Here is a 25,452-nt window from a genome sequence, read left to right as displayed (position 1 = left end):
AGGGCGACGGTAGTTGTCCTGAATTAGAACTGGTGGGGGCATGGGTTCAAGAATTAATTTGGATGAAGAAGCTATCCGGGGTGGGGTCGAACATTTGAAAAAACTCGGTTCGACTTTGCAGGGTTCACGGCGGTTGGCGATGAGAACTGGCTTAGCCGCTTTTTCTCCCGTAACAGGTCTCGCCCAAGCTGGCGTTTCTCACGGAAACGTAGTCAGTGTGCATCAACCCGAGGCGATCAAGGCACTCGCAACCCACTTGATCGACACGGCCGTGCTGGCTGAAGCCAACCTCAACAGCGTCGTCGGGGCGGACGGGGCGTTTTCCCGGATGGTCAGTCAGATCGGAATGGATTCCCATTTCGGGAACAACGCCGCGGCGGTGGACACGGACATGCAGCTGGCGAAGATCCAGAATCCGACCACCAACCCGTTCATGTTCGGCAAGCCGGTCGCGGGGTTCGCTCCGAGTCTCCCTGTCCTGAACGGCCAGTTCGCCGCCACCGACCCCTCGCGCGCCGCCACCGAGTCTGCCGCGTGGCAGTCCACGGCGGCAAGCATCACTAGTGCAGTAGCAGAGCTGGGCGGCGTGCTCAGCGCCCTGTCGGGTTCCGCCGAGACGGACTGGGTGCGCGAGGCCATCGAACGCGTCAACCGCATCCAGTGGGCGGGCGGGCAGTACGCCGCGCACGCGACCGCCATGGGTGTGCACACCGGCAACCTGGCGGCGGTTGCGAGTGCGGAGAAGATCGCCACGGCGGCGGCCCACGCCACGTGGCTCGCGGCCCCGCTGGCAGTCAAGCCGGTTTTGGAGCAGGCGTACATGGCGTCGTTCACTCCGCGTCTCAACGCCGGCCTGATCCCCACGGTGCCCACCTTCAACCAGCTTCTTCCTCCCCTCGACGCCATGCCTGGGACGCGGTACGAACCGGATGCTGTAGAGGTGCCGAGTGGGCCGTCGTTTAGCAAGAGCCCGCTGCCGCGCATCGTGCAGGAGGCCTTGGCCGCCAACGGCTTCAAGGACATCGCCTACGCGGAGACGCCCGCCGAGATAGTGGAGCGCTACGGCAACGCGAATCCGCAGGTGATGGACGCCATCGCAGCGCACGCCACCCCGACAGAGGCGGCGTCCCTGGCCACACTTCCATCGACGTCCATGCCCGGGCCGGGCGCTCTGGGCGCGGGAGGCCTCGGGGCCGGAGGCCTGGGCGCTGTTCCGAGCAGTGGGGGAGTAGGCGGATACGGGCAGGGAGTGAACCCGGGGTCCGTGCCGGCTGCTTTCGCGCCGGGCGCGATGGGCGCAGGTGGACCGACGGGCGGCAGCGCGGGCGCGGGTGCCGCGGGAGGTTTCGGCCGGGGAGCCGGCTCAGGGCGCGGTGACCGGAAGTCGGGCGCGGAGGCCGGCTCAGCGCTGGGAGCCGCAGTGGGCGCCGGAGCCGCCGGCGCGATAGGTGGCTTCGGCCGCGGCGTCAGCGGCGTCAGCGGGGCAGTCGGGCCTGGCGGAGCTTTCGGCATGGGTGCGGCCCCGCTCACACCCGCCGCGGGCGCACCCGGTGGCGCGGGCACGGGAGGCGGCGCGGCCGGAGGCGGCCAGAACTCGAGCCGCGCCATGGCAATGGGAACGCCCATGGGCGGCGGCGCCGGGAACCAGGGTGGCACCGGCCGCAACCGAAAAGTGCGGGCGGTGACCAGTGCCGTGGAGCGGCAGGGCAACCTGCGGGCGCTGCTGGGTGAGGCGCCGGCGGTGTTGCCGGACGTCATCGGCTCGAACGTGCGCGGCCCGCAGTAACAAGCGGTGACAAGCGGAAACAAGCGGTAGCGCGCTAGTGCTTCCCCGCGGGAGTATTCTCACCCGCATGCTTCCGCTCCTCGCGGCGCTCGCCATCGGCGCCGTCATCCCGATCCAGACGGCCGCAAATTCCCGTCTGCGCCTCAGCGTCGGCGGGTTCCCCGCCGTGTCCGCGCTCGTGTCGTTCACGGTGGCCTTCGCGGTGTCGATCGCCGTCACCGCAGTTATAACCGGGACGGTGCTGCCCGACTTCGCGGCGACAGCCCGCGAGCCGTGGTGGGTGTGGACGGGTGGCGCGATGGGCGTCCTCTTCGTCATGGGCAACATCCTGCTCTTCCCGCGCATCGGAGCCGTGCAGACGGTGGTGTTGCCCATCCTCGGCCAGGTGGTGATGGGGCTGGCGATCGACCACTTCGGGCTGTTCCGCGCGCCGCAGATGGACGTGGGCCTCGGCCGGATCGCGGGTGCGGTGGTGGTGCTCGCGGGCATCGCGCTCGTGCTCGGGCTGGGCAGGGGCAAAACGGACACCGGCGCCCGCGGTGCGTGGGGGTGGCGCGTGCTCGGCGTCGGCATCGGCATGACCTCCGCGCTGCAGACCACCATCAACGGGCATCTGGGTTCCGTCGCCGGGTCGTCGCTGCACGCGTCCGAGATCTCCCTGGGGGTCGGGGTGCTGCTAATTCTCGCACTCGCGCTGGCCACGGCGCCGCGGCAGCTGGTCACCGCGCCGACGCCGGGGCCGTGGTGGATGTGGCTCGGCGGCATCATCGGCGCGGCATTCGTCATCGGCGGGGCGAGGCTCGCCCCGATCCTGGGTACAGCGACGACGGTCATCGCGTTCAACGCCGGGACGATCGCGGGCGGCCAAGCCATGGAGTCCATGGGGTGGTTCGGGGCGAAGCGCCTGCGTATGGATGCCATCCGTCTCGCAGGACTCGCCATGATTTTCCTCGGTGTCGTCGCCGTGCGGCTGTTCTAAACCTCAACGACAGCTTCAGTGAACAGGGGTGTCAAGCGGTTGTTGAGGGTTGCTCGTGGTGAACGTGTGACGCAATATCGGTCGGGAGAAAACAGAGGCCGTTGGGGAAGACGAACCTCGTCTCGCCGCGTACGCCGCCCGCTAGTCACGGGCGCGCAGCGCGGCGCCGCCGCTAAACACGTCAGGAGCCCCATGACCACGACACTCGCCTCTACCACCTCTGCCGTAATTGAGATCGACGGTATGCCTGCGCGTCTGCGTGGGAGCGTCGAAAAGCTGATGCTCGAGCTGCCCCAGGAACCCATCGACTACTCGCTCTTCGATATCTGGGACACCGCCTGGTTTACCCGCTGGCACCGCAACGCCGACGGCACGATCGGATGCCGCGAGCTGGTCTACGCGCCTGCCGCGGACCTCGCGCGCTTCCGCGAAAACCTCGCTGACCTGGCCCGACGCGCGGGCTTTGATGCGGAGCTGACCACCCGTGTCGCATAGAGGCGTAGCATTATGGCATGGCTATTCCTTACAGAGTCCAGAATCCAACAACCAACGAAATCGTCGAATCTTTCGACTTTATTACTGACGACGAGCTTGACAACGCGGTCGCCACGGCGCACAAGGCGTTCGGAACCTGGAGCGTAGCATCGCTCGAGGACCGCGCCGCAGTGCTGCACAAGGTCGCCGATCTTTTCGACGCCCAGCGCGACGAACTGTCCAAGATCATCGCCGAGGAGATGGGCAAGTCCCTCCCCGAGGGCGACGCCGAGATCAATGACGTCGTCGACATCTTTAACTACTACGCCGACCACGGCGCAGAGCTGCTCGCCGACGAGCCGCTCGAGACCACCGGCGGCGCAGCAGTCGTCCGCAAGGTCCCTCTCGGCGTGATCGTGGGCGTTATGCCGTGGAATTACCCGTACTACCAGGTCGCACGCTTCGTCGCGCCGACGCTGATGGCGGGTAACACTGTGCTGCTCAAGCACGCCGAGATCTGCCCGCGCTCCTCGCAGAAGATCCAGGAGATTATCGAGGAAGCCGGCGCTCCCGAGGGCGTCTTCATCAACATCTACGCCGACCACGACCAGATTGAGACCCTGATCGGCGACAAGCGCGTCCAGGGCGTTTCGCTCACCGGCTCCGAGCGCGCCGGGCGTTCCGTGGCTGCGACCGCGGGCAAGAACCTGAAGAAGGCCGTGCTCGAGCTCGGCGGCACCGACCCCTACGTCATCCTGGACACCGACGACGTCGCGGAGTCCGCAAAGGTTGCGTGGGAGAAGCGCATCAGCAACACCGGCCAGGCCTGCACCTCCAACAAGCGCATCATCGTGATGGAGGACATCTACGACGACTTCGTCAAGGAGATGGTCCGCATTGCGGAGTCCTACACCAAGGGCGATCCGATGAATCCCCAGGAGGGGCAGTACTTCCCGCTGTCGTCGCGCACGGCCGCCGAGAACCTGGTCAAGCAGGTCCAGAGCGCCGTCGAGGCGGGCGCGACACTGCACACCGGCGGCGAGCAGGTGGGGGACGGCGCCTACTTCACCCCGGCCGTGCTTACCGGCATCCCGGTCGGCTCCGACCCGTACTACGAGGAGTTCTTCGGCCCCGTCGCCGAGATCTACAAGGTCAGCTCCGACGAGGAGGCCATCGAACTGGCCAACGACTCCAACCACGGCCTGAGCGGCGCCGTCTTCTCCACCGACGAGGAGCGCGCCAAGAAGGTGGCCAACCGCATCGAGACGGGTATGATCCACGTGAACATCCCGCAAGCACGCGGCGCTGAGCTGCCCTTCGGCGGCGTGAAGAACTCCGGCTTCGGCCGCGAGCTCGGCCCGCTGGGCATTGAGGAGTTCGTGAACAAGCAGCGCTACTACGTGGCCGAGTAACTCCTCGCTTTTCGCCTATCGACGCGCACCCGCCAGCCGCGTGCGCGTCGTTTCGCGTTGTAGCGCTGCACGTCCTCAAGCTTTCGTGCCCTGGGCTTTTGCGTGGCGATCGCGCCTGGGGTCGTGCAGCCTGAGCCGCGGCGCCCGCCCGAGCGCAGGCCTCACGGACGCGAGCGCAGCCTCCGGGCGGTCAGCGCCAGGACAAGCGCGAGGACGGCAAGCCCCGCGATCCACAGAATGCGGGCGGTGCCGCGGGATTCGAATGCCCCGGGGACGAGTAGAACCGCGGCGGCCGCGCAGATGGCGCTCAGCGCGATGCACACCGCGGTGAGAGCGTGGACGTACTTCATCCTGTCCTCCTACTTGAAGCAGCTGGCTGCAGCGGTCATTCCGCCGGCGCCCAGCGTGGCGTAGCCGCCGATGCACGCGGCGCAGATCGCCGCGCCGACGCCGGTGGCGACACCGGCGCACGACCCGGCGCATGCGCTGGCGATCAGGTACGCGATGGGTCCGCCGATTCCGGCGACCGCCGCGAGGCACGCGACGGTGGAGCCGACACCGTAGGTCGTGACGGTTGGCTGGTTCGGGTCAACCTGCGACGCGGCGGTCAGCTCGTCGTCGTTCATGTAGTCGAGGTCCGTTGTCTCGTCCTTCACTTGCGCGCCGTCGTTGAAGACGCGCACGCGGAACTTTCCGTTGTCGGCCTTGTCCACCAGGGTTTCCGAGTAGCGCACCACCTCGCCCGCGCCGTTGAACACAACCGTGACATTGCTGGTTCGGCTGAATTCCCCGGCGACCGGGATCGTGACGGCGTCGAACCGTTCGCCTTCCGTGGTGATTGAGTAGGCGCTCGCCTGATCGACGTCCAGCGCGTTGTTGTGCAGCGTGATCGCGCCCGCCTGGATCTGTTCCATCGCGGCAGCGGCCGCGGCGGCTGAGTTGTCCGGGGCCGGTTGAATGTCGGCGCCGGCACCCGTGCTCGTCGCGCAGGTCTCACCCGCGGGACCCTCAGCAGCGGGGTCCTCGGCCTGGGCGGCGGCGGGAAGGGCGGCGGAGAAGAGGATGAGGGCCGCGGTGAGGCTGGCGCGTCGTGTAGCTCTGGTGTGCATGCTCGGTGCTCCTTACAGTCTCGGGCTGGGGCGGTGTCCTGCAGGTGCCGACCTTAAAAGCCCGGCCGGGACACACCAACGCCTGCGGCACAAAACGGGCCTTTCGTGGCGAATGTCGGCACTTTCGTTCCGTCGACGGCCGCAGCGGAAACCGTCACGCGCCGGGCCCGGGTGTGGAATCATGCACATATGGGAGCTACGTCACGTTTGGTCATGTCCATGGTCGCGGCCACGGGGTTGCTGCTGGCGGGGTGCAGCGAGCAGCTGGGGGAGCCGGATGCGAGCAGCACGCAACCCCAGCCGCAGGAGTCCCGGCCGCAGGAGTCCCAGCAGCAGGCGGTGGAGACGCTAGACGTCGCGAACTGCGAACCCGCCGACGGCGTGTCAGGCCACGTCACGGGCGGGGAGGCGCCGGATAGCGCGGCAGAGCGCAGCATCGACGTCGCCCCCGAGATTGGCACCGGGTACCGCAGCGGGATGCAGGAGGTCCGTGCGCAGACCTTTGCCGTGACGACCGCGAACCCGGTCGCGACGAAGGCGGCGTGCGATGTGCTCCTCCGGGGCGGCAACGCCGCGGACGCCGTCGTCGCGGCGCAGTTCGTCCTCGGCCTGGTGGAGCCGCAGTCCTCCGGCATCGGCGGGGGAGGGTACATCCTCTACAGCGATGCGAAAACGGGCAGACGCGTCGCCATCGACGGCCGCGAGGTCGCGCCGCTCGCCGCCGACGAGAACTACCTGATCCACGTCGACGGCACCAACCCGACAGCCCCGCTCCCGGACGCGCGCAGTTCCGGCCGCTCCATCGGGGTGCCGGGCATCGTTGCCGCCCTCGCGGAGCTGCACAGGCAGTTCGGCCACGCGGACTGGCAGGCCGACATCCAGCCGGCGATCGACCTCGCCGAAAAGGGTTTCACCGTGTCACCGCGCCTGTCGGCGTCGATCGCGGACTCCGCGGAACAGCTCGCGGCCAGCCCGAACGCCGCGCAGTACTTCCTCGACGGGCAGGGCGAGGCGCTCGCCGCGGGGACGGAGCTGAAAAATCCCGAGTACGCGGAGGTGCTGCGCGCGATCGCGCGCGACGCCAACGAGTTTTACACCGGCGGAATCGCCGCCGACATCGTCGCGGAGGCGACGCGCGCGGAGGAGGGGTTGACGCCGTCGCGGATGACCACGGCGGACCTTGCCGGCTACACGCCGCGGGTGACCGACGCCCTGTGCGTGGAGTACAAGGGGAGGGACGTGTGCGGGATGCCGCCGTCGTCAAGCGGAGGCGTTGCGGTGCTTGAGGCGCTGCGCCTGCTCGAGGGCCGCGACCTCGCGCAGTACGCGCCGGAGAACCCCGGCCCCGACGGCGCGCTGCCGGATCCGGAAGCGATCCACCTCGTCGCCGAGGCCGAGCGGCTCGCCTACGCGGACCGCGACGCCTACGTCGGCGACCCTGCCTTCGCACCGGTTCCCGGGGGAACGGAGGCACTGCTTGCCGATGCCTACATCGCCCAACGCTCCGAACTCATCGACCCCGCACAGACCATGGGCACGACCACACCCGGCGAGCTTGTGCACCCGGTCGGCGCCGGCGCGGACACTCCGGAGCACGGCACAACCCACGTCAACGTCATCGACGCCGACGGCAACGCCGCGTCCTTCACGTCGAGCGTCGAGGCCGCATTCGGCTCGTTCCACTTCACGCGCGGCTTCATCCTGAACAACCAGTTGACGGACTTTTCCGCCGAGCCGCGCAACGAGGCCGGCGAGCTGGCCGCCAACCGCGTCGAGCCCGCGAAGCGGCCGCGCTCCTCCATGGCGCCGTTTCTCGTCTTCGGCCCGGACGGGACCGCGGAGATGGCACTGGGCTCCCCGGGCGGGTCGCTGATCATCCAGTACGTGCTCAAAACGTTCCTCGGCATGACGGAATGGGGGATGAACCCGCAGCAGGCGATCTCCGCCCCGAACTTCGGGGCGCGCAACACCCCGGAGACGGGCATCGGCGGGGAGCACCCGCTGGTCGCGGGCGGCGGGGCCGGGGACGTTGTCGGCGCGCTGGAGGAGAAGGGCCACCAGGTGGTCACGGAGCCGATGTCGAGCGGGCTGTCGGCGCTGGTGCGCCGCGACGGAGCCATCGTGGGCGGGGCGGACCCGCGCCGTGAGGGGATCGTCCTGGGCGGCTGAAACCCGGCGGCTGAAACCCGTCAGTCCCGGCCGTTCTCCTCGAGCCACCCGGCGACCTCGCCGACGGTGGGGTTGTCGGGGTAGGGGCCGTCGTCGGCGCGTGCCCCGAACTCGTTCTCGGCGCGCACGGCCAGCTCGATGCGGTCGAGGGAGGACACACCCGCCTCGGACAGCGTCATGCCTTCCTCGATGGATTCGGGGTCGGTTCCGGAGACATCGGAGAGGAGGCGCACGAGGCGGCCGAGCACGCTGGCGTCGGCGGCGTCGCCCTCCTCCGCGCCCATTGTGAACCCGGCGAGGTCGAGGCGCTGGCCCAGTTGTTCCGAAAGCTCCATGCACCCATAATATACACTTGAGGTCTATGCACTCCATGGCCGAACTCACTGGCAGCCCACGGCCGCTGCGGCCGCGCTCGCTTCTCGACGCCCTCAATCCCCGCCCCGTCGCGGGCCTGACGTACGACCGTCGCGGTGTGACCCGCAACGACGGCATCGACGTCCACTGGTACGAGCGCGGGCCCGAAGACGCGGAACTCACCGTGCTCTACATCCACGGCTTCAACATCTCGTCCGACGAGTTCTACATGCAGGTCGACGAGCTCGCCTCGCTGCCCGTTCGCCAGCTCCTGGTCGACCTGCGCGGCCACGGCGAGACCGGCCGCGCCGCCCCGCAGGTGTGCACCATCGACGGCGCGGCCGACGACGTCCGCGCGGTTCTCGCGGACCGCCGCATCACCGGCCCTCTCATCGTCGTGGGCCACTCGCTCGGCGGGCCGGTGTCGCTGTCCCTGATGCGTCGGTACGCGCACGAGCTCGATCTCGCCGGAACCGTCCAAATCTCCTCCGCCGTCGAGCCGTTCGCCCGCCAAGGCATGCCGCAGGTCCTGGCCGGGACCGTGGGAACCGCCCTTGAAGAGCTCTACCGGGGCGCACCCGGGCTCGCGGATAAGCTTCTCAGCGCCGGGACTGCCGTCATCGCCCCGGTGCTCGCCCTGGGGTTCTACTACCGCCCGGTCGGCTACGCGGTGGTGAAGTTCCACGCCGCCATGATGCAGCTGACCCCGTTGGACACGTACGCGGGCTACTTCGACGACCTGGTCAACCACTCGGAGATCGAGGTCGCGGACGTTTTGGCCGCCATCCCGGGGTTCATCCTCGTCGGCGACCGCGACACCATCACTCCCGTCACACAGTCGGCGCGCCTCAGCGAGATCTGGCCCCGTGCCTACCTCCAAATCCTCCCGGACAGCGGCCACATGCCGCCTCTCGACGCCCCGGGGACCGTAGCCACCGCAATCCTGCGCCTCATCCGGGACGTGTGGCCGGTGTCGCGCGCGTAACCGGGACACGGAGAGGTTCCCGTGGTTTACTTGAGGGGAAATTTTAGATTCGCAGCCAAAACAGGGTGCGATACTCCTCCTCTCGTTAAGGTTTAGCCGTGTCCCGTTCCACTGTTCCCGCCCTCGCCGTCGCCATTGCCCTGTCCGGTTCGGCCCTCGCGGTTCCGGCACTCCTGCCCACCACGCCCTTTCTGCCCGGCGCGCAGGCGCAGACCCTGCCAGCGGGTGCCAACCCGACCGAGCTGAACAAGGTCGCCTCCACCCTCAACATCCCGGCTCCCGCGGACGCCTCCGACGCGATGACGATCACGGCGAACCCGACCGGGGAGCCGGGCCGCGGGGTCTGCTCCGTGAACATGTGGGCGCAGAGCTACAGCCAGCCCGCCGGCGCGAACGGTTCCGTGTCGGACGTCTTCCGCCCGTTCCAGGTCACCCCGGCGAGCGCGAACGCAGAGTACGCGGACGGCACGGCGGAAGGCGGGGTGCTGGTCAGCCAGCCGTCGACCGACGGGGCGGCGCAGGATCCGCGGCTGCCCGACGGGTTGAGCCTCATCTCCACCATGGGTGGGACCGCTCTCACCCTCGACGGCTGGAGCTCCGCCGCCACCGGGGCCACCACGACCATGACCTCGCGCATGCGCCTGTACACCGAATACGCGATGGACAACATCGACATCGCGTGGCGTCTCGACCCGAAGTTCACGCCAAAGGTGACGGCGCCGCAGACATTCGGCAACGTGATGGCCTTCTTCTCCTTCCCCGGGTACACCAACAACGGACAAACACTCACGCTTACCTGGGAGCGCGGTGCGGACGGCACCTACTACGCGCGGGTGCGCGGATCACTCCCCGCCAGAACCCAGGCCATGGCCTCCATCGCCGGTACCGTGCCGTCGTCCACCTGGTTGGCCGACCCCACCTTTGACAACACGGCCGCCCTCACGTCGACCTACAGCACCCTCAACTGCGGTCTCCCTCTGGATCGGGGAACCTACAACCCGGGTTACCAGGCCGTCAGCGTCGCTCAGGGGGCGACGGCCGAGGCGCCGACGCCTCTCGACGCCAACCAGGCCGCGCTACCCCCGGGCACCCGCTTCAGCGCCACCGCCGACACCCCGGGCTGGGTCACCGTCAACGCGGACGGTTCGCTGTCCGTCTCCCCGGGCTTCGCGTTGCAGCCCGGCGACTACACCGTGCCGGTTCTGGTGGAGTACCCGGACGGGTCCTCCGAAATCATCGCTGCGTCGGTGACGGTCACCCCGTCCACCGCGACATCGACAGACGTCAACGGCATGACCCCGTCCGCAACCCAGGGCGTGACCACCACCACCGGCCCGCAGACCGACGCCGCGGGCAATACCCTGCCCTCGGAAACCACCTACGAACCCGGCCCGAAAAAGCCCTCCTGGGTCACCGTCAACCCCGACGGCGGCCTGACGGTCACCCCTCCCGCGAACGCCGACCCCGGCGACTACACCTTCGATGTGGCCATAACGTATCCCGACGGTTCCACCGACACGGTGACGCACACCGTCACCGTGGTGACGTCGCAGTCGAACACGTTCGCCCCGGAACTTGAGACCCGCTCCGTGGATTGGGGCGCCACGGCCACCATCCCGGCGCCGGCCGACCCGGCCCAGGGGGCGCTGCCCGACGGGACAACGTTCACTGAAGGGGCGGACTTCCCCGACTGGGCCACGCTCAACCCCGACGGGTCGATCACCGTCAGCCCGGACAACACCGTGCCTGACCAGGGATACACACTCGAAGTTGTGGCCAATTACCCGGACGGAACGTCGGACACCATCACCACGACCGTCCAGGTGAACAACCCCGACCTGCCGACCTACCAGATCGCCGACGCCCGCCAATCGGGAACGGCCGCAACCGAGGCTCCGCTCAACGCGGACGGCACGCCGCTGACGAACGTGACGGGTTTCGCGCTCGGCGACGGCGCCCCGGCGGGCGCGAGCATCGACCCGTCGAGCGGCGTTGTGACGTGGGCCGTGCCGGCTGACCAGCCGGTGGGTTCCGTGACCGTCCCGGTCGTGGTCACCTACACCGACGGGGGGACCTCCGCCACCTACGCCGTGTTCGACGTCACCGAATCGGACGCCAACCTCAACCAGGTCGACGACAAGACGGCGACGGTCGTCCAGGGCCAGCCCTACACGCTGCCGCCGTTTGCGCGCTTCGACGGCTCGCCGCTGACCGACGTGAAGTCGTTCGCCTTCGCCGCCGGGACCCCGGACTGGGTGGCGGTGGATTCCGCTGGCGTGGTCACCCTGAAACCGCCGTTCGACGCGGCCGTCGGGACGAACACGTACACCGTGACGGTCACCTACGCTGACGGCACCACCGACACCGCGGTTCTCAACCTCACCGTGGCACCGTCCCAGGCAACTCGCCTCGGGCTCGAGGGCGGCCGGGTGGAAACAGTGGTTCAGGGCCAGGTCGACAACGCGCGGCCGCTGACAGACGCCGCCGGGGACCCGTTGCCCACCGGCACCACGTTCACTCTTGGCGACGCACCGGCATGGGCGAGCATCTCGGACACGGGTGAACTTGTCCTCACGCCGCCCGCCGACGCGGACACCACCGACTACCCGGTGGTGGTCACCGCGACCTTCCCGGACGGCTCCACCGCCGAGACCACGGTCATTGCGCTTGTTGCGCCGAGCTTGGCGACGTCGACAAGCCCCGCATACGGCGACCCGGTGCCCGTCCGGCAGGACGGCACGGCCACGGTTGCGGCCCCGACCGTCGACGGCGCGCCGCTGCCGGAGGGATCCATCGTCTTCGAGGGCCCGGATTTCCCCGCCTGGGCCACGCTCAACGCCGACGGTTCCATCACCCTTGCCCCGGGGGCGGACGTCGCTGAAGGCACGTACGAGATGCCGGTCGTCGTGCGTTACCCGGACGGTTCAACCGACACCATCACCGCCCAGGTAACGGTTCAGCTCAACGACGCCAACGCGACCGACCCGACCTACCAGGACGGCTCGGTTCGCCAGGGCGGCACGACGACTCTTCCGGCCCCAAGCCCCGTGCCCGCCGGCACGACATTCGCCGCGGGTGAGGGCACCCCGCCGTGGGTCACGGTCAACAGCGACGGATCCATCACGGCTGCACCACCCCTCGACGCCGAGGTGCGCGAGTACACGTTCCCGGTGACGGTGACATACGCGGACGGCACCGCCGACACCATCGCGGCGACCGTCAGCGTGACAGCCGCCGACACCTCCCTGCACGCGCCCGTGTACCAGACGAAAAACGCGCCCCAAGGCCAAACCACGACGGTGCCCGCTCCGCGCGACCCCAACGGGGATGAGGAGCCCGCCGGGACCACCTACGCCGCGGGATCCGACACCCCGACCTGGGTGACCGTCAACCCCGACGGCAGCCTCACGCTCCGTCCGGACACATCCGTCCAGCCGGGGCCCGTCACCTTCGGTATCGAGGTCGCCTATGCCGACGGATCCACCGACACCGCACCGGTGACCGTCAACGTGGTCAACCCGAACGAGCCCGTCTACCCTGCCGGTGATGCCACCCAGGGCCAAACCTACGTGTCAGAGCCTCCCACCAATGCCAGCGGCGCCCCGCTGCCGGCGGGCACCCTGTTCTCCCTCGGCGCGGGTGCTCCCGCCACGGCGACGATCGACCCCGCCACGGGCGTCGTGACATGGCCCGTCCGCTCCGACCAGCCGGTCGGAGCAGCGACGATCCCGGTCGTGGTGGCGTACCCGGACCGCACCACCGCACAGCTGAGCGTTGTGGTCAACGTCGTCGCATCCGGGGCGAGCAGGTTCGACCCGACCTACGAGACGACCCCGGTGACCCAGGGCGCAACCGCCACCGTCGCCACGCCAGTAGACCCGGTGGCGGGAGCGCTCCCGGAGAACACCGAATTCGCGGCGGGGGAGGGCGCCCCGTCCTGGGCAACCGTGAACCCGGACGGCACGATCGCGATCAACGCACCCGCCGACCTCCCGACGGGCACGTACACCGTCCCGGTGACGGTCACCTATCCGGACGGTTCCACGGAGACGGTCAACGCTCCCGTGACCGTCACGCAGAACCAGGCGGGCCAGCTCAACCCGGTGTATTCACCCACCCTGGTATCCCAGGGGGAGACCGCCACGGTCATCCCGCCCCGCGACGGCGGCCGCACCTTCCTCCCCGAGGGCACGACCTACGCCCCCGCGTCCGCCTTCCCGGACTGGGCGACGCTCGGCGCCGACGGCTCCATCACCCTCACCCCGGGCAGGGACGTTGCGGCGGGTACGACCTCGTTGCCCGTCACCGTCACCTACCCGGACGGTTCCACCGATACCGCCACGGCGGTAGTCACGGTCGGGCAGGCCGACGCGCCGATCTACCCGATCACGGACGTTGTTCAGGGCTTTGAGGTGGTGACCCCGGCCCCGGCTCCCGCGATTCCGGGTGCGGTCTATCGCCTCGCCGACGGCGCGCCCGCAGGCATGACCATCGACCCTTCCACGGGACAGATCACCTGGACGCCTGACACCGACTTCCCGGCCGGCCCACTCGACGTCACGGTTGTGGCGGCTATCGACGGCACCGAGACCAGCATCCTGGCTCCGTTCGTTGTCGCGCAGTCCCTGGCCTCGGTCTATCAACCGGACTATCCGCCGGTCACCGTTGCCGCGGGTGGAACCCTGTACCAGCCCCGCCCGCTCGACGAGTCCGGCGCGGAACTGCGCCCGAGCACCACATTCGCGCCCGGTGAGGGCGTGCCGGAATGGGTGGCTGTCGGCCCGGCGGGCTCGCTCACCTTCACCCCGCCCGCCGACACCGCGCCGGGTGACTACTCGATGACCGTCGTGGTCACGTACCAGGACGGCTCCACCGAGGAGATCCCGGTCGAGTACACCGTGTCCGCGACACCCACGGTGCGCCACGAGCCGGTCGCCGTTGTCGCCGACGGCGCCTCCCGCACCGTCGCAGGTCCCGCTGAGCCAGGTGCGACGTACGCGCCGGTCGGCGAGCTGCCCACCTGGGCCACGGTTGACCCCGCCACCGGGACCGTCACCATCGACCCCGCAGGTGCAGCACCGGGGGAGTACACCATCGTGGTGGAGGAGACCGGGCCAAACGGCGTGGTGCGCACGGAGATCCCCGTCACCGTCCATCCGGCCGTCGCCTACGGCCTTCTCGCAGTCGAGGCAGGCGGGACTGCGTCCGCCACACCCGCGCAGCCCCTGCCGGCCGGAGCCACCGTGGCGGCCGCCGCTGACCTGCCCGAGTGGGTCACCGTCAACCCCGACGGGACGGTCACGGCACAGCCGGGCCCGACCGCCCCGGGAGAGACGGTCACGATTCCGCTCGTTGTCACCTACGCAGACGGCACGACCGCGCCGACGTGGGTCACCATCGCTGTCAGCGCGGTGCAGGCCCCGGCGACGTACGCCGACCAGCTCACCCCGTTCATTCCCGCCGTCCGCGGGGCGGAATCGGGCCCGCCGGTGACGGGCGCGCCCGCAGTGACGGCCGAGGGGGTCGACTTTCCGTCCGGCACGACGTTTGCCGGCGTCGGCCTGCCCGATGGCGTGACCGTCGACCCGGCCACGGGTGCGGTGACGATGGATCCGGCGGTGCTTGCGCCCGGTGAGCACGCGGTGACGATTGAGGTCACCTATCCGGACGGTTCGACGGACCGCGTTGAAACGACGGTGACGGTCGACGACGCGCCTGTCGCCGATCCGTCGGATGCGGACACGCACACTCCGTTCATTCCCGCCGTCCGCGGGGCGGAATCGGGCCCGCCGGTGACGGGCGCGCCCGCAGTGACGGCCGAGGGGGTCGACTTTCCGTCCGGCACGACGTTTGCCGGCGTCGGCCTGCCCGATGGCGTGACCGTCGACCCGGCCACGGGTGCGGTGACGATGGATCCGGCGGTGCTTGCGCCCGGTGAGCACGCGGTGACGATTGAGGTCACCTATCCGGACGGTTCGACGGACCGCGTTGAAACGACGGTGACGGTCGACGACGCGCCTGTCGCCGATCCGTCGGATGCGGACACGCACACTCCGTTCATTCCCGCCGTCCGCGGGGCGGAATCGGGCCCGCCGGTGACGGGCGCGCCCGCAGTGACGGCCGAGGGGGTCGACTTTCCGTCCGGCACGACGTTTGCCGGCGTCGGCCTGCCCGACGGCGTGACCGTCGACCCGGCCACGGGTGCGGTCACGGTGGATCCGGCGGTGCTTGCGCCCGGTGAGCACGCGGTGACGATTGAGGTCACCTATCCGGACGGTTCGACCGATCAGGTTGAGACGACGGTGACGGTCGACGACGCGCCTGTCGCCGATCCGTCGGATGCGGACACGCACACTCCGTTCATTCCCGCCGTCCGCGGGGCGGAATCGGGCCCGCCGGTGACGGGCGCGCCCGCAGTGACGGCCGAGGGGGTCGACTTTCCGTCCGGCACGACGTTTGCCGGCGTCGGCCTGCCCGATGGCGTGACCGTCGACCCGGCCACGGGTGCGGTCACGGTGGATCCGGCGGTGCTCGCGCCCGGTGAGCACGCGGTGACGATTGAGGTCACCTACCCGGACGGTTCGACCGATCAGGTTGAGACGACGGTGACGGTCGACGACGCTCCCGTCGCCGCCCCGTCGGATGCGGACACGCACACTCCGGTGGTGCCTCCGGTGCGCGGGGTCAACGGCGGCGATGTTGTCACGGGCGCGCCCGCAGTGACGGCCGAGGGGGTCGACTTTCCGTCCGGCACGACGTTTGCCGGCGTCGACCTGCCCGATGGCGTGACCGTCGACCCGGCCACGGGTGCGGTCACGGTGGATCCGGCGGTGCTCGCGCCCGGTGAGCACGCGGTGACGATCGAGGTCACCTACCCGGACGGTTCGACGGACCGGTTGAAACGACGGTGACGGTCGACGACGCTCCCGTCGCCGCCCCGTCGGATGCGGACACGCACACTCCGGTGGTGCCTCCGGTGCGCGGGGTCACGGCGGCGATGTTGTCACGGGCGCGCCCGCAGTGACGGCCGAGGGGGTCGACTTCCCGTCCGGCACGACGTTTGCCGGCGTCGACCTGCCCGATGGCGTGACGGTGGACCGGCCACGGGTGCGGTCACGGTGGATCCGGCGGTGCTGCGCCCGGTGAGCACGCGGTGACGATTGAGGTCACCTACCCGGACGGTTCGACGGACAGCGTTGAAACGACGGTGACGGTCGACGACGCTCCTGTCGCCGCCCGTCGGATGCGGACACGCACACTCCGGTGGTGCCTCCGGTGCGCGGGGTCGACGGCGGCGATGTTGTCACGGGCGCGCCCGCAGTGACGGCCGAGGGGGTCGACTTTCCGTCCGGCACGACGTTTGCCGGCGTCGGCCTGCCCGATGGCGTGACGGTGGATCCGGCCACGGGTGCGGTCACGGTGGATCCGGCGGTGCTTGCGCCCGGTGAGCACGCGGTGACGATTGAGGTCACCTATCCGGACGGTTCGACGGACCGCGTTGAAACGACGGTGGTCGTCGACGACGCGCCTGTCGCCGATCCGTCGGATGCGGACACGCACACTCCGGTGGTGCCTCCGGTGCGCGGGGTCGACGGCGGCGATGTTGTCACGGGCGCGCCCGCAGTGACGGCCGAGGGGGTCGACTTTCCGTCCGGCACGACGTTTGCCGGCGTCGGCCTGCCCGATGGCGTGACCGTCGACCCGGCCACGGGTGCGGTCACGGTGGATCCCGCGGTGCTCGCGCCCGGTGAGCACGCGGTGACGATCGAGGTCACCTACCCGGACGGCACCAGCGAGACGGTGACCACCACCGTTACCGTCGACCCCACCGGCACCACGCCTCCGGTCACGCCTCCAGGCAGCGGCGACTCGTCGGACGGATCCAGCGGCTCCGCCGACACCCGTTGCGTCGCGGTCGGTTCCTCGGTGGGGATCCCGGTGCTCCTGCTCGTGCCGGTCGCGCTCGCGACCACGGTGAACATCCCGGGCCTCACCCCGCTTGTCGACGACATCAGCACCCGCATCGGCGAACTCAACACCGAGCTGCAAAAATCCGTGGGCATCTACAACCCGCAGATTTCGCAGGCTGTGCGGGACTTCAACGCCCGCATCGGCGAACACAACACCGAGCTGCAAAAATCCGTGGGCATCTACAACCCGCAGATTTCGCAGGCTGTGCGGGACTTCAACGCCCGCATCGGCGAACACAACACCGAGCTGCAAAAATCCGTGGGCATCTACAACCCGCAGATTTCGCAGGCTGTGCGGGACTTCAACGCCCAGCTGGATTCCATCAAGGGAGCCCGTGAGGCACTCGGGGTGGCCGGGATCATCGCCGCGGCGCTGCTCCTGACTTCGGCGCTCGACGCGGCGTGCGGTCCGGGAGAGGGGGCGTCGTCAAGCACTGCGAGCTCGGAGGGCAGTTCCGGGAGCTAGCGGCCCCGCGCGTGCTTTAATGTGCGCATGGGGGAGCTCGAGCTGATTCGGGGAGTGGCCGCGCGCACGCGCTCGGCCGTGGTGACGGGGCCTGCGGCAGCGAAAGTGAGGGGGCTGCAGACCCTCGACCGCGTCGAGCGCGTCGACCTGCTGCTGCCGGGCGCGGCGCGGGCGTCCGCGGCGTGCCGGGGGCCGCAGCCGGCGGTATACCGCAGCGGGTACCTTGCGCCGGAGCACGTCGTCGAGCACGAGGGGCTGCGGGTCACGAGCACTATCCAGATGGCCTTCGACACCTCCCGCTACCACGGCCCGCATGCCGCGCTCGTCGTCCTCGAGTCGGCCCGGTTCCGCAGGCCGGAAGTGGGAGAGGCCGACCTCCTGGAGCTCGCGAACACGCTGCCCCGCGCGAAGGGCACGAAGATGTTCCGCAAGGTCATCGAGCACTCCGCCGCAACGTCCCAAACCGCCCTCGAAACGGTCGGCCGCCACGCCCTCATCGAGGCCCGCATCCCCGGCCTCCATTCGATCCGCGGGCAGGTCGGCTTCGAATACTACGACCTCGGGCGCACCTTGCGCCGCGGCAGGATGGACCTCCTGGTCAACGGCTTCATCTGCGTCGAGCTCGACGGCCGAGGCAAATACACCAGCGACGAGGTCACGTTCGAGGAGCGCATGCGCGAAAAATTCCTGCTCAACCAGGGCTACCTCGTCTTGCGGGCCGGGTGGGCGGACGTCTGGGGCGGCGCGCTCGAGGCGCGCGTCGCCTCTGCAATCCGGCGCATGCGGTTCCTCGGCAACGACCCCTTCGCCGGCAACGTGCCCGCCCCGCTTAACGACGGCGAAATTCAGCGCCGCCGCCCCTTCTACGCGGGCCACTGACATCCGCGCTCGTGCACGTCCTCAGGCGTGTGCGTCCTGGGGTTGTGTGCGTAGTGTGGCGTAGTGGTCGTGCAGCGTTGGGGTGTGCACGTCGTCAGGCGTGTGTGTCCTGGGGTTGTGTGTGTGGTGTGGCGTTGTGGTCGTGCAGCGTTGGGGTGTGCACGTCGTCAGGCGTGTGTGTCCTGGGGTTGTGTGCGTAGTGTGGCGTTGTGGTCGTGCAGCGTTGGGACAAACACGGAACGAACGCGAAACCCCGGCCCCGGCGCGAAGGCCGAGACCGGGGACGCGCGACGGGCGGTCCTACTTCTCGGTGCCGCCGTTCGGGTTCGGCTCTGTCGGGTCGTCGATGTGCAGGTCCCGGGCGGCCTGCGCGGCGACGGACATGTCGATCTTGCCCTCGTTGGCCAGCCCCATGAGCGCCGCCACCACCATCGACTCGGCGTCGATGTTGAAGTAGCGGCGCGCGGCCTCGCGGGTGTCGGAGAAGCCGAAGCCGTCCGCGCCCAGCACGATGTACTGACCCGGCACGTACGGGCGGATTTGCTCCTGCAGCGCGGAGGTGAAGTCCGAGGTGGCCACGTAGGGGCCCTCGGTCTGCTTGAGCTGGGTGGTGGCAAACGGCTCGCCGACGTCCTCGCCCGGGTTGTTGAGCTTGCGCTTGTTCAGCGCCGCGCCGTCACGGGCCAGCTCGACCCAGGAGGTGACGGAGTAGACGGCCGCGCCGACGTCGTAACGCTCCTGCAGGATCTCCTGCGCCCGCAGGGCCTGCTGCATGCCCACGCCGGAGGCGAGCAGGGAGACCCGGTTGGCCTTGTCCGCGCCGCGGTCGTAGAGGTAGATGCCCTTGTGCAAGCCCTCGACGTCCAGGTTGTCCGGGCGCGCCGGCTGGTGAGTCGGCTGGTTGTACACGGTGATGTAGTACATCACGTTCTCGCCCTCGCCCGAGCCGTACATGCGCTCGATGCCCCGGGAGACCAGGTACGGCATCTCGTAGGCGAACGACGGGTCGTAGCTCACCACGGCCGGGTTGGTGGAGGCCAGCACCGGCGAGTGCCCGTCCATATGCTGCAGGCCCTCGCCGAAGAGCGTCGTGCGGCCGGCGGTCGCACCGATGATGAAGCCACGCGCGTGCTGGTCGCCCGCGGCCCAGAAGTTGTCGCCGGTGCGCTGGAAACCGAACATGGAGTAGAAGATGTACATCGGGATCATCGGCTCACCGTGCGTGGCATAGGAGGTGCCGGCCGCGAGGAAGGACGCAGAGGAGCCGTCCTCGTTGATGCCCTCGTGCAGGATCTGCCCGTCGGTGGCCTCGCGGTAGGACAGCTGCAGGTCGTGGTCCACCGGGGTGTAGTTCTGGCCCACCGGGTTGTAGATCTTCAGCGTGGGGAACCAGGAGTCGAGGCCGAAGGTGCGGGCCTCGTCCGGGATGATCGGCACCAGGCGCTTGCCGATCTCTTGGTCGCGCGTGAGCGCCTTGAACGTGCGCACCAGCGCCATGGTGGTGGCCACCTGCTGCTTGCCGGAGTCCTTGAAGCTGGCCTTGAATGTCTTTTCAAAGTCGGGCATCTCAAGCGGCGTGAACTGGGTGCGGCGCTCGGGGAGGAAGCCACCGAGATCCTCGCGGCGCTTCTTCAGGTACTTAATCTCCTCGGCGTCCTCGCCCGGGTGGTAGTAGGGCGGCAGGTAGGGGTCGCGCTCCAGCTCCTCGTCAGAAATCGGGATCTGCTGGGTGTCGCGGAAGAGCTTGAGGTCCTCCAGCGTGAGGTTCTTCATCTGGTGGGTGGCGTTGCGGCCCTCAAAGTTGTGCCCCAGGGCGTAGCCCTTGACGGTGTGCGCCAGGATGACGGTCGGCTTGCCCTTGGTCTCCAGCGCGCGCTTGTAGGCGGCGTAGACCTTGCGGTAGTCGTGGCCGCCGCGGCGCAGCGCCCAGATCTCCTCGTCCGTCACGTCCTCGACCAGCTTCGCGGTGCGCGGGTCGCGGCCGAAGAAGTGCTCGCGCACGTAGGCGCCGTCGTTGGCCTTGAACGTCTGGAAGTCACCGTCGCGGGTGGAGTTCATGAGGTTGACCAGCGCGCCGTCGGTGTCCTTCTCAAACAGTGCGTCCCACTCGCGGCCCCAGGCGATCTTGATCACGTTCCAGCCGGCGCCGATGAAGAAGGCTTCGAGCTCCTGGATGATCTGGCCGTTGCCGCGCACCGGGCCGTCGAGACGCTGCAAGTTGCAGTTGATCACGAACGTCAGGTTGTCCAGGCCGTAGAGCGGGGCCATCTGGATCAGGCCGCGGGACTCCGGCTCGTCCATCTCGCCGTCGCCCAGAAACGCCCAGACGTGCTGCTCGCTGGTGTCCTTGATGCCGCGGTCCTGCAGGTACTTGTTGAAGCGCGCCTGGTAGATGGCGTTCATCGGGCCCAGGCCCATGGACACGGTGGGGAACTCCCAGAACCCCGGCATGCCGTGCGGGTGCGGGTAGGCGGGCAGGCCGCCCTGCGGGCGGGAGTGCTCCTGGCGGAAGCCGTCCAGGTCATCCTCGCTCAGGCGCCCCTCGAGGAACGCGCGGGCGTAGATGCCGGGGGAGGCGTGGCCCTGGATGAAGACCTGGTCGCCGCCCTGGGGCGCGTCCTTGCCGTGGAAGAAGTGGTTGAACCCGACCTCGTAGAGCGCCGCGGCCGAGGCGTAGGTGGAGATGTGGCCGCCGACCTTGATGCCGGGACGCTGCGCGCGGTGCACCATGATGGCGGCGTTCCAGCGGATCCAGCGGCGGTAGCGCTTCTCCACGGCCTCGTCTCCCGGGAAGTCGGGCTCCAGCTGGGTGGGGATGGTGTTGACAAAATCGGTCGAGGACAGGGCGGGCAGCGGCACGCGCTGCAGCGACGCGCGCTCTAGCAGGCGCAGCATGAGATAGCGGGCGCGCTCGGGCGAGGACGACTCCAGCAGACCGTCGAAGGAGTCCATCCACTCCTTGGTCTCTTCCGGGTCGTGGTCGTACAGATACGAGGCGACCCCTTCGCGGATCAGCTCGATGTGCGAGCTGTTCGGGTCGTCGCCGTACGGGTCCGCAGCGCTCGGGTTGTCAGCCACGTCAAACCTCCATGTTGATTACATCGTATTTACACCCCAACTCTACCCGCGTTTTTCGGGCGCGAGGGGGCACTGATCCGGGTAGTGTGCAGGTAACGGAACTAGCTATTTGCGATTTTTAGGAGGACTTCCAAGGTGGGCGCCCCTGGTGCTGTGAACTACGCGCAACGGCTCGGAATCAGCGGCAACATCATCGTCCAGGAGATCGGGTGGGACGAGGACGCTGATACGACGATTTCCGAGGATATTGAGGACGCCATCGGGCAGCCGCTTCTCGACGAAGACACGTACGAACTCTGCGACGTCGTCCTTCTCTGGTTCCGCTCCGACGACGGCGACCTCGTCGACTCGCTTGTCGACGCCGGGCGCAACCTCAGCGAAGGCGGCAAGATCTGGCTGCTTACCCCGGACCCCCGCACCCCCGGGGGAGTACAGCCCGGCGAGATTTCCGAATCCGCCCAGCTCGCCGGCTTCGTGGCCACGAAATCGGACCGCCTCGGCCAGTGGCAGGGCGCTTGCCTGACCAGCGCGAGCGTGAAGAAGTAATTTTGTCGCCCGCACTGGGCGCGTGTTAAAGTGCTCTGGCACGCGCCGTTAGCTCAGCTGGAAGAGCAACTGGTTTACACCCAGTAGGTCGGGGGTTCGAGCCCCTCATGGCGCACAAGTTTAGGCAAGTTCGCGCTCGATGGCGCTGACAAGCTCTACGGCGTCGCCACCGTTACGGAGAAACAGCGTGACCGAGTGCGCGTCGAGGTCGTCGTGCTCGAACGTCACGGCCGTGACACCGGAGGGGACGGTCGCCGCGATCAGGTCGAGTTCCGCAGAACCTGCACCGGGGCCGGAGCTAGTGAGGTCGTAATCCACGTCGGCGACATCCCACTCGCCGACACGCAAACGCAGTGACCCGGTGCTGCGCGAATCCGGATCGGGGAACACCACGAACTCGCGCAGCGGCGCGCCGAGAGCGGCGCACAGCTCAGTGGCGCACTCTTCGAGGTCGCGAAGCGTCGTGCGCTCGCGTGGGCAGGTGTCGCACCACACGCTGGCGAACAGCGGGTTATCGTCCGGGTCGCGCAGCGCGGCCAGCGTGGTCAGCGGCCGGGCGCGGAAGGCGGCGATGTCGTCGGTGATGGCGTCCTTGACGTCGTCAAGCTCGATGTCGTTGAGCAGGCACACCCCGGCACCCTCGAGAAGCAGAAGGTTGCTGTTGAGCAGCGACTCGTCCGACTCGGTCAACAACGTGCTCACGGTTATCCCCCTTGTGCTAGCGTTCCTGCTCCCTATCGTAAGCCGAAGCCCAGTGATTGCGCTTGGCACGGCCATAGCGGTCCCCCTCATTTTCGGGCTCCGCAAGCGCGAGCATCTCCTCCTGCTCTTCGCGGAAGCGGCGCCGCTCGCGCACCTCCGCCCAGACGAAGTAGATCAGCCCCGCCGGGGCCATAACGCCGAACGCGATCCACTGCAGCCCGTAGGACAGGTGGTTGCCGGTGTCCAGCACGGGCAGGGGGATGGGCTGGAGCACGCCGGGTTGGGCGTCGGCAAGCTGCAGGTACGAGGGGGCGAGCTGCGCGCCGGTGATCTCGGAGGCCTGCTGCGTGCTGATGCTGTAGACCATGGCGTGGCCCTGGTCGATGACGGGCGGCGAGGGGTGCGGGCCTTCGTCGACACGCAGCATGCCCGTAATGGTGAGCTCGCCGGCGGGCGCGGGCGGGAAGTTGGGGACCGTGGTCCCGCCGTCGGCGGCCGGAACCCAGCCGCGGTTGACCAGGAAGGTCGGCCCGCCGGCGACGGCGAAGGGGGTGAGCACCTGGAACGCCGGGGTCTTGTCCACCGGGCGCAGGCGCAGCAGCACCTCGTCGTCGGGGACGTACCGGCCGGTCATGGTCACGCGCGTCCACTCGTCGTCGGGGTCGACGGCGCCGTCGGGAGCGACCTGGGAGACCGGGACGGGGTCAGTGTTGAAGGCGTGCTCGATGTGCTCGTTGCGATCGACCAGGCGCTCGTTCTTGCCCAGCTGCCACGGCGCGAGAAACGTGAACGCGAAGTAGGAGAACAGCGCGACCAGGATCGCAGCGATCGCCCACCCGGGGGTGAGGAAAGTCTTGCGCATAAACGCTAGTGTAGCTGCACGCGGACCCAGCCGATAATGCCATCCGCGCTCGCCTCGATCTGCTCGCGAGTGGTGGAAAACCCCTCCGCGCCGCCGTAGTAGGGGTCGTCGATGCCGGCGCCTTCGGGGGAGGCCGGGTCGAACGAGCGCATCAGGCGGATCTTGTCCTCGGGAACGCCGCGGGCGACGAGCTCAGAGACGTGGCGCGGGTCGAGCGCGACAAGCAGGTCGGCGTCCTGCTGGGCGGGGCCGAACTGCTGCGCGCGGTGGCGCGATCCGTCGTAGCCGTGCTCCTCGAGCTCGTGCAATGCGCGCTCGTCGGCGGGGCTGCCCACGTGCCAGCCGCCGATCCCGGACGAGCTCACGCGCACCTTGTCACCCAGGCCCGCCCGCTCCAGCTTGTCGCGGATGATCACCTCCGCCATCGGGGAGCGGCAGATGTTGCCCGTGCAGACGAAATCGATGTGCAGTTTCTCTGGCAGTGTCTCTGGCATGGCTCCCAGCATGTCAGCTTTGTTCGCTGTTTGTAGGCTGGGCGCATGAAGTCTTCTGTGTCGGTAGCTGATGTTGTCGCGGCCCTGGAGGAGGCCTACCCCCCGGCGCTTGCTGAGGACTGGGACCAGGTCGGCCTGATCTGCGGCGACCCGGACGCCGAGGTGCGCAAGGTCGCCTTCGCGCTGGACTGCACGCTCGAGGTGGCCCGCCGCGCGGTGGAAACGGGCGCCCAGATGCTGGTTGTGCACCACCCGCTGCTGCTGCGCGGGGTGTCCTCGGTGGCCGCCAACACGCCGAAGGGCAAGGTCATCCACGCGCTTCTGTCGGGCGGGGTGGCGCTGTTCGCCGCGCACACCAACGCCGACTCGGCGCGCCCGGGGGTCTCCGACCTCCTCGCCGAGCTCGTCGGCATCACCCCGGGCCGCCCGATCAAGCCCAAGCGCGCCCGCCACACCGACAAGTGGGGCGTCTACATCCCGCCGGCCGACGCCGATCGCGTGATGGACGCGCTTTTCGACGCCGGCGCCGGCGCCATCGGCAACTACGAGCGCTGCGCGTTCACCTGGGAGGGCACCGGCGGCTTCACCCCGACCGAGGGCGCCGACCCCACCGACGGCGAGGTGGGCGAGCACTTTTCCTCCCGCGAGGTCCGCGCCGAGTTCGTCGCCCCCACGCGGTTGCGCTCAGAGCTCATCCGCGCGCTGCGCGCCGCGCACCCCTACGAGGAGCCCGCCTTCGACATCGTCGTGCTGGAAAACGACACGGACCTCTCCACCGCGCCGGGCCTGGGGCGCGTCGGCGAGCTGCACGAGCCGATGACCCTGCGCGACTTCACCCAGCAGGTCGCCGACGCCCTGCCCGAGACCGCCTGGGGGGTGCGCGCCGCCGGCGACCCGGAGCAGATAGTGCGCACCGTGGCGGTGTCCTCGGGCTCCGGCGACAGCCTGCTTGGCGACGTCGCGCGCCTCGGCGTCGACGTCTACGTCACCTCCGATCTGCGCCACCACCCCGTCGACGAGCACCTGCGCGCCGGCGGCTGCGCCGTGATCGACACCGCGCACTGGGCCTCGGAGTTTCCCTGGACCCGGCAGGCGAAAGGTATCGTGGACGCTTTGGACGTGGAGACGGAGATCCTCACCATCCGCACGGACCCCTGGACCGTCTCCGCCCACCCGCGAACGTAAAT

18 protein-coding genes, 1 tRNA gene and 2 pseudogenes are annotated in these 25,452 nt (G+C 69.0%); 14 read left to right on the top strand and 7 right to left on the bottom strand.

Features of this window, described 5'->3' with window-relative positions; translation table 11 throughout:
• Positions 1–217: 217 nt before the first annotated feature.
• From BLS40_RS04965 to BLS40_RS04950, 4 genes are all read left to right on the top strand, one after another.
• The gene (locus tag BLS40_RS04965) at positions 218–1,786 is read left to right on the top strand and encodes a hypothetical protein (protein WP_092149574.1); all 1,569 of its coding nucleotides are present in this window, start codon (positions 218–220) and stop codon (positions 1,784–1,786) included.
• Positions 1,787–1,853: 67 nt separating this feature from the next.
• Entirely contained in the window at positions 1,854–2,765 is a 912-nt protein-coding gene (locus BLS40_RS04960; RefSeq protein ID WP_092149571.1) for a DMT family transporter, read from the top strand.
• A gap of 192 nt (positions 2,766–2,957) precedes the next feature.
• Positions 2,958–3,260, top strand: coding sequence for a hypothetical protein (locus BLS40_RS04955; RefSeq protein ID WP_092149568.1), 303 nt, complete (start codon positions 2,958–2,960; stop codon positions 3,258–3,260).
• Positions 3,261–3,277: 17 nt separating this feature from the next.
• Positions 3,278–4,651: an NAD-dependent succinate-semialdehyde dehydrogenase gene (locus tag BLS40_RS04950; RefSeq protein ID WP_092149566.1), complete on the top strand. Its 1,374-nt coding sequence runs from the start codon at positions 3,278–3,280 to the stop codon at positions 4,649–4,651.
• Between the two features lie 161 nt (positions 4,652–4,812).
• On the opposite strand, the gene BLS40_RS04945 is transcribed toward BLS40_RS04950, so the two are convergent.
• Both BLS40_RS04945 and BLS40_RS04940 read right to left on the bottom strand, forming a co-directional pair.
• The gene (locus tag BLS40_RS04945; protein ID WP_092149563.1) at positions 4,813–5,001 is read right to left on the bottom strand and encodes a hypothetical protein; all 189 of its coding nucleotides are present in this window, start codon (positions 4,999–5,001) and stop codon (positions 4,813–4,815) included.
• Between the two features lie 9 nt (positions 5,002–5,010).
• Positions 5,011–5,760: a hypothetical protein gene (locus tag BLS40_RS04940; RefSeq protein WP_092149560.1), complete on the bottom strand. Its 750-nt coding sequence runs from the start codon at positions 5,758–5,760 to the stop codon at positions 5,011–5,013.
• Between the two features lie 219 nt (positions 5,761–5,979).
• Here BLS40_RS04940 and ggt point away from each other — a divergent pair, with 219 nt between their 5' ends.
• A complete protein-coding gene (ggt, locus tag BLS40_RS04935) occupies positions 5,980–7,929 on the top strand; it encodes a gamma-glutamyltransferase (protein WP_092152186.1) in 1,950 nt (649 codons plus the stop codon).
• A 20-nt stretch (positions 7,930–7,949) separates the two neighbouring features.
• Here the strand turns inward: ggt and BLS40_RS04930 are convergent, their stop codons facing one another.
• Positions 7,950–8,264: an acyl carrier protein gene (locus tag BLS40_RS04930; protein WP_092149557.1), complete on the bottom strand. Its 315-nt coding sequence runs from the start codon at positions 8,262–8,264 to the stop codon at positions 7,950–7,952.
• 26 nt (positions 8,265–8,290) lie between these two features.
• Here BLS40_RS04930 and BLS40_RS04925 point away from each other — a divergent pair, with 26 nt between their 5' ends.
• The 6 genes and pseudogenes from BLS40_RS04925 to BLS40_RS04905 all read left to right on the top strand — a co-directional run bounded on the left by BLS40_RS04925 (position 8,291) and on the right by BLS40_RS04905 (position 18,583).
• Positions 8,291–9,268, top strand: a complete 978-nt coding sequence (locus BLS40_RS04925; protein ID WP_231908523.1) for an alpha/beta fold hydrolase — start codon at positions 8,291–8,293, stop codon at positions 9,266–9,268.
• A gap of 98 nt (positions 9,269–9,366) precedes the next feature.
• The gene (locus tag BLS40_RS04920; protein WP_092149554.1) at positions 9,367–16,179 is read left to right on the top strand and encodes a Rib/alpha-like domain-containing protein; all 6,813 of its coding nucleotides are present in this window, start codon (positions 9,367–9,369) and stop codon (positions 16,177–16,179) included.
• Positions 16,180–16,409: 230 nt separating this feature from the next.
• Positions 16,410–16,592, top strand: a pseudogene (locus tag BLS40_RS11360) (Rib/alpha-like domain-containing protein); the annotation flags it as partial.
• Positions 16,523–16,780 (top strand): annotated as a pseudogene (locus BLS40_RS11355) (Rib/alpha-like domain-containing protein); the annotation flags it as partial. The pseudogenes BLS40_RS11360 and BLS40_RS11355, both read left to right, overlap by 70 nt.
• Positions 16,778–17,704 carry a Rib/alpha-like domain-containing protein gene (locus tag BLS40_RS04910; protein ID WP_407922424.1) on the top strand — a complete coding sequence of 309 codons (927 nt, stop codon included), beginning with the start codon at positions 16,778–16,780 and terminating at the stop codon, positions 17,702–17,704. The pseudogene BLS40_RS11355 and the gene BLS40_RS04910, both read left to right, overlap by 3 nt.
• 27 nt (positions 17,705–17,731) lie before the next feature.
• The gene (locus BLS40_RS04905; protein WP_092149545.1) at positions 17,732–18,583 is read left to right on the top strand and encodes a hypothetical protein; all 852 of its coding nucleotides are present in this window, start codon (positions 17,732–17,734) and stop codon (positions 18,581–18,583) included.
• Between the two features lie 300 nt (positions 18,584–18,883).
• Here the strand turns inward: BLS40_RS04905 and aceE are convergent, their stop codons facing one another.
• Positions 18,884–21,661: a pyruvate dehydrogenase (acetyl-transferring), homodimeric type gene (aceE, locus tag BLS40_RS04900; RefSeq protein WP_407922418.1), complete on the bottom strand. Its 2,778-nt coding sequence runs from the start codon at positions 21,659–21,661 to the stop codon at positions 18,884–18,886.
• Between the two features lie 135 nt (positions 21,662–21,796).
• On the opposite strand from aceE, the gene BLS40_RS04895 reads away from it, so the two are divergent.
• Positions 21,797–22,207, top strand: coding sequence for a DUF3052 domain-containing protein (locus tag BLS40_RS04895; RefSeq protein WP_092149542.1), 411 nt, complete (start codon positions 21,797–21,799; stop codon positions 22,205–22,207).
• Positions 22,208–22,249: 42 nt separating this feature from the next.
• A tRNA-Val gene (locus tag BLS40_RS04890) sits at positions 22,250–22,322 on the top strand.
• A gap of 5 nt (positions 22,323–22,327) precedes the next feature.
• Here BLS40_RS04890 and BLS40_RS04885 read toward each other — a convergent pair.
• From BLS40_RS04885 to BLS40_RS04875, 3 genes are read right to left on the bottom strand one after another with little or no spacing between them, the layout of a single operon-like run.
• Complete coding sequence (locus BLS40_RS04885; RefSeq protein WP_092149539.1) at positions 22,328–22,909, bottom strand: hypothetical protein; 582 nt, start codon at positions 22,907–22,909, stop codon at positions 22,328–22,330.
• Positions 22,910–22,925: 16 nt separating this feature from the next.
• Entirely contained in the window at positions 22,926–23,771 is an 846-nt protein-coding gene (locus BLS40_RS04880; protein WP_092149536.1) for an SURF1 family cytochrome oxidase biogenesis protein, read from the bottom strand.
• A gap of 5 nt (positions 23,772–23,776) precedes the next feature.
• Positions 23,777–24,265 (bottom strand): low molecular weight protein-tyrosine-phosphatase, encoded by a 489-nt coding sequence (locus BLS40_RS04875; protein ID WP_092152183.1) that lies wholly within the window; start codon positions 24,263–24,265, stop codon positions 23,777–23,779.
• 45 nt (positions 24,266–24,310) lie between these two features.
• On the opposite strand from BLS40_RS04875, the gene BLS40_RS04870 reads away from it, so the two are divergent.
• Positions 24,311–25,450, top strand: coding sequence for a Nif3-like dinuclear metal center hexameric protein (locus BLS40_RS04870; protein ID WP_092149533.1), 1,140 nt, complete (start codon positions 24,311–24,313; stop codon positions 25,448–25,450).
• Positions 25,451–25,452: the final 2 nt, after the last annotated feature.

Origin of the sequence: Corynebacterium mycetoides (assembly GCF_900103625.1) — a bacterium.
Lineage (GTDB): Bacteria > Actinomycetota > Actinomycetes > Mycobacteriales > Mycobacteriaceae > Corynebacterium > Corynebacterium mycetoides.
The sequence above is the reverse complement of the archived record's forward strand: the minus strand, read 5'-3'. Positions and strand labels throughout refer to the sequence as shown.

Coding starts and splice junctions, on each gene's coding strand:
- BLS40_RS04930 (WP_092149557.1), bottom strand. CDS start 8,264: ATGGAGCTTTCGGAACAACTGGGCCAGCGCCTCGACCTCGCCGGGTTC.
- BLS40_RS04905 (WP_092149545.1), top strand. CDS start 17,732: ATGGGGGAGCTCGAGCTGATTCGGGGAGTGGCCGCGCGCACGCGCTCG.
- BLS40_RS04880 (WP_092149536.1), bottom strand. CDS start 23,771: ATGCGCAAGACTTTCCTCACCCCCGGGTGGGCGATCGCTGCGATCCTG.
- BLS40_RS04875 (WP_092152183.1), bottom strand. CDS start 24,265: ATGCCAGAGACACTGCCAGAGAAACTGCACATCGATTTCGTCTGCACG.
- BLS40_RS04950 (WP_092149566.1), top strand. CDS start 3,278: ATGGCTATTCCTTACAGAGTCCAGAATCCAACAACCAACGAAATCGTC.
- BLS40_RS04945 (WP_092149563.1), bottom strand. CDS start 5,001: ATGAAGTACGTCCACGCTCTCACCGCGGTGTGCATCGCGCTGAGCGCC.
- BLS40_RS04925 (WP_231908523.1), top strand. CDS start 8,291: ATGCACTCCATGGCCGAACTCACTGGCAGCCCACGGCCGCTGCGGCCG.
- ggt (WP_092152186.1), top strand. CDS start 5,980: ATGGTCGCGGCCACGGGGTTGCTGCTGGCGGGGTGCAGCGAGCAGCTG.
- BLS40_RS04870 (WP_092149533.1), top strand. CDS start 24,311: ATGAAGTCTTCTGTGTCGGTAGCTGATGTTGTCGCGGCCCTGGAGGAG.
- BLS40_RS04940 (WP_092149560.1), bottom strand. CDS start 5,760: ATGCACACCAGAGCTACACGACGCGCCAGCCTCACCGCGGCCCTCATC.
- BLS40_RS04960 (WP_092149571.1), top strand. CDS start 1,854: ATGCTTCCGCTCCTCGCGGCGCTCGCCATCGGCGCCGTCATCCCGATC.
- BLS40_RS04955 (WP_092149568.1), top strand. CDS start 2,958: ATGACCACGACACTCGCCTCTACCACCTCTGCCGTAATTGAGATCGAC.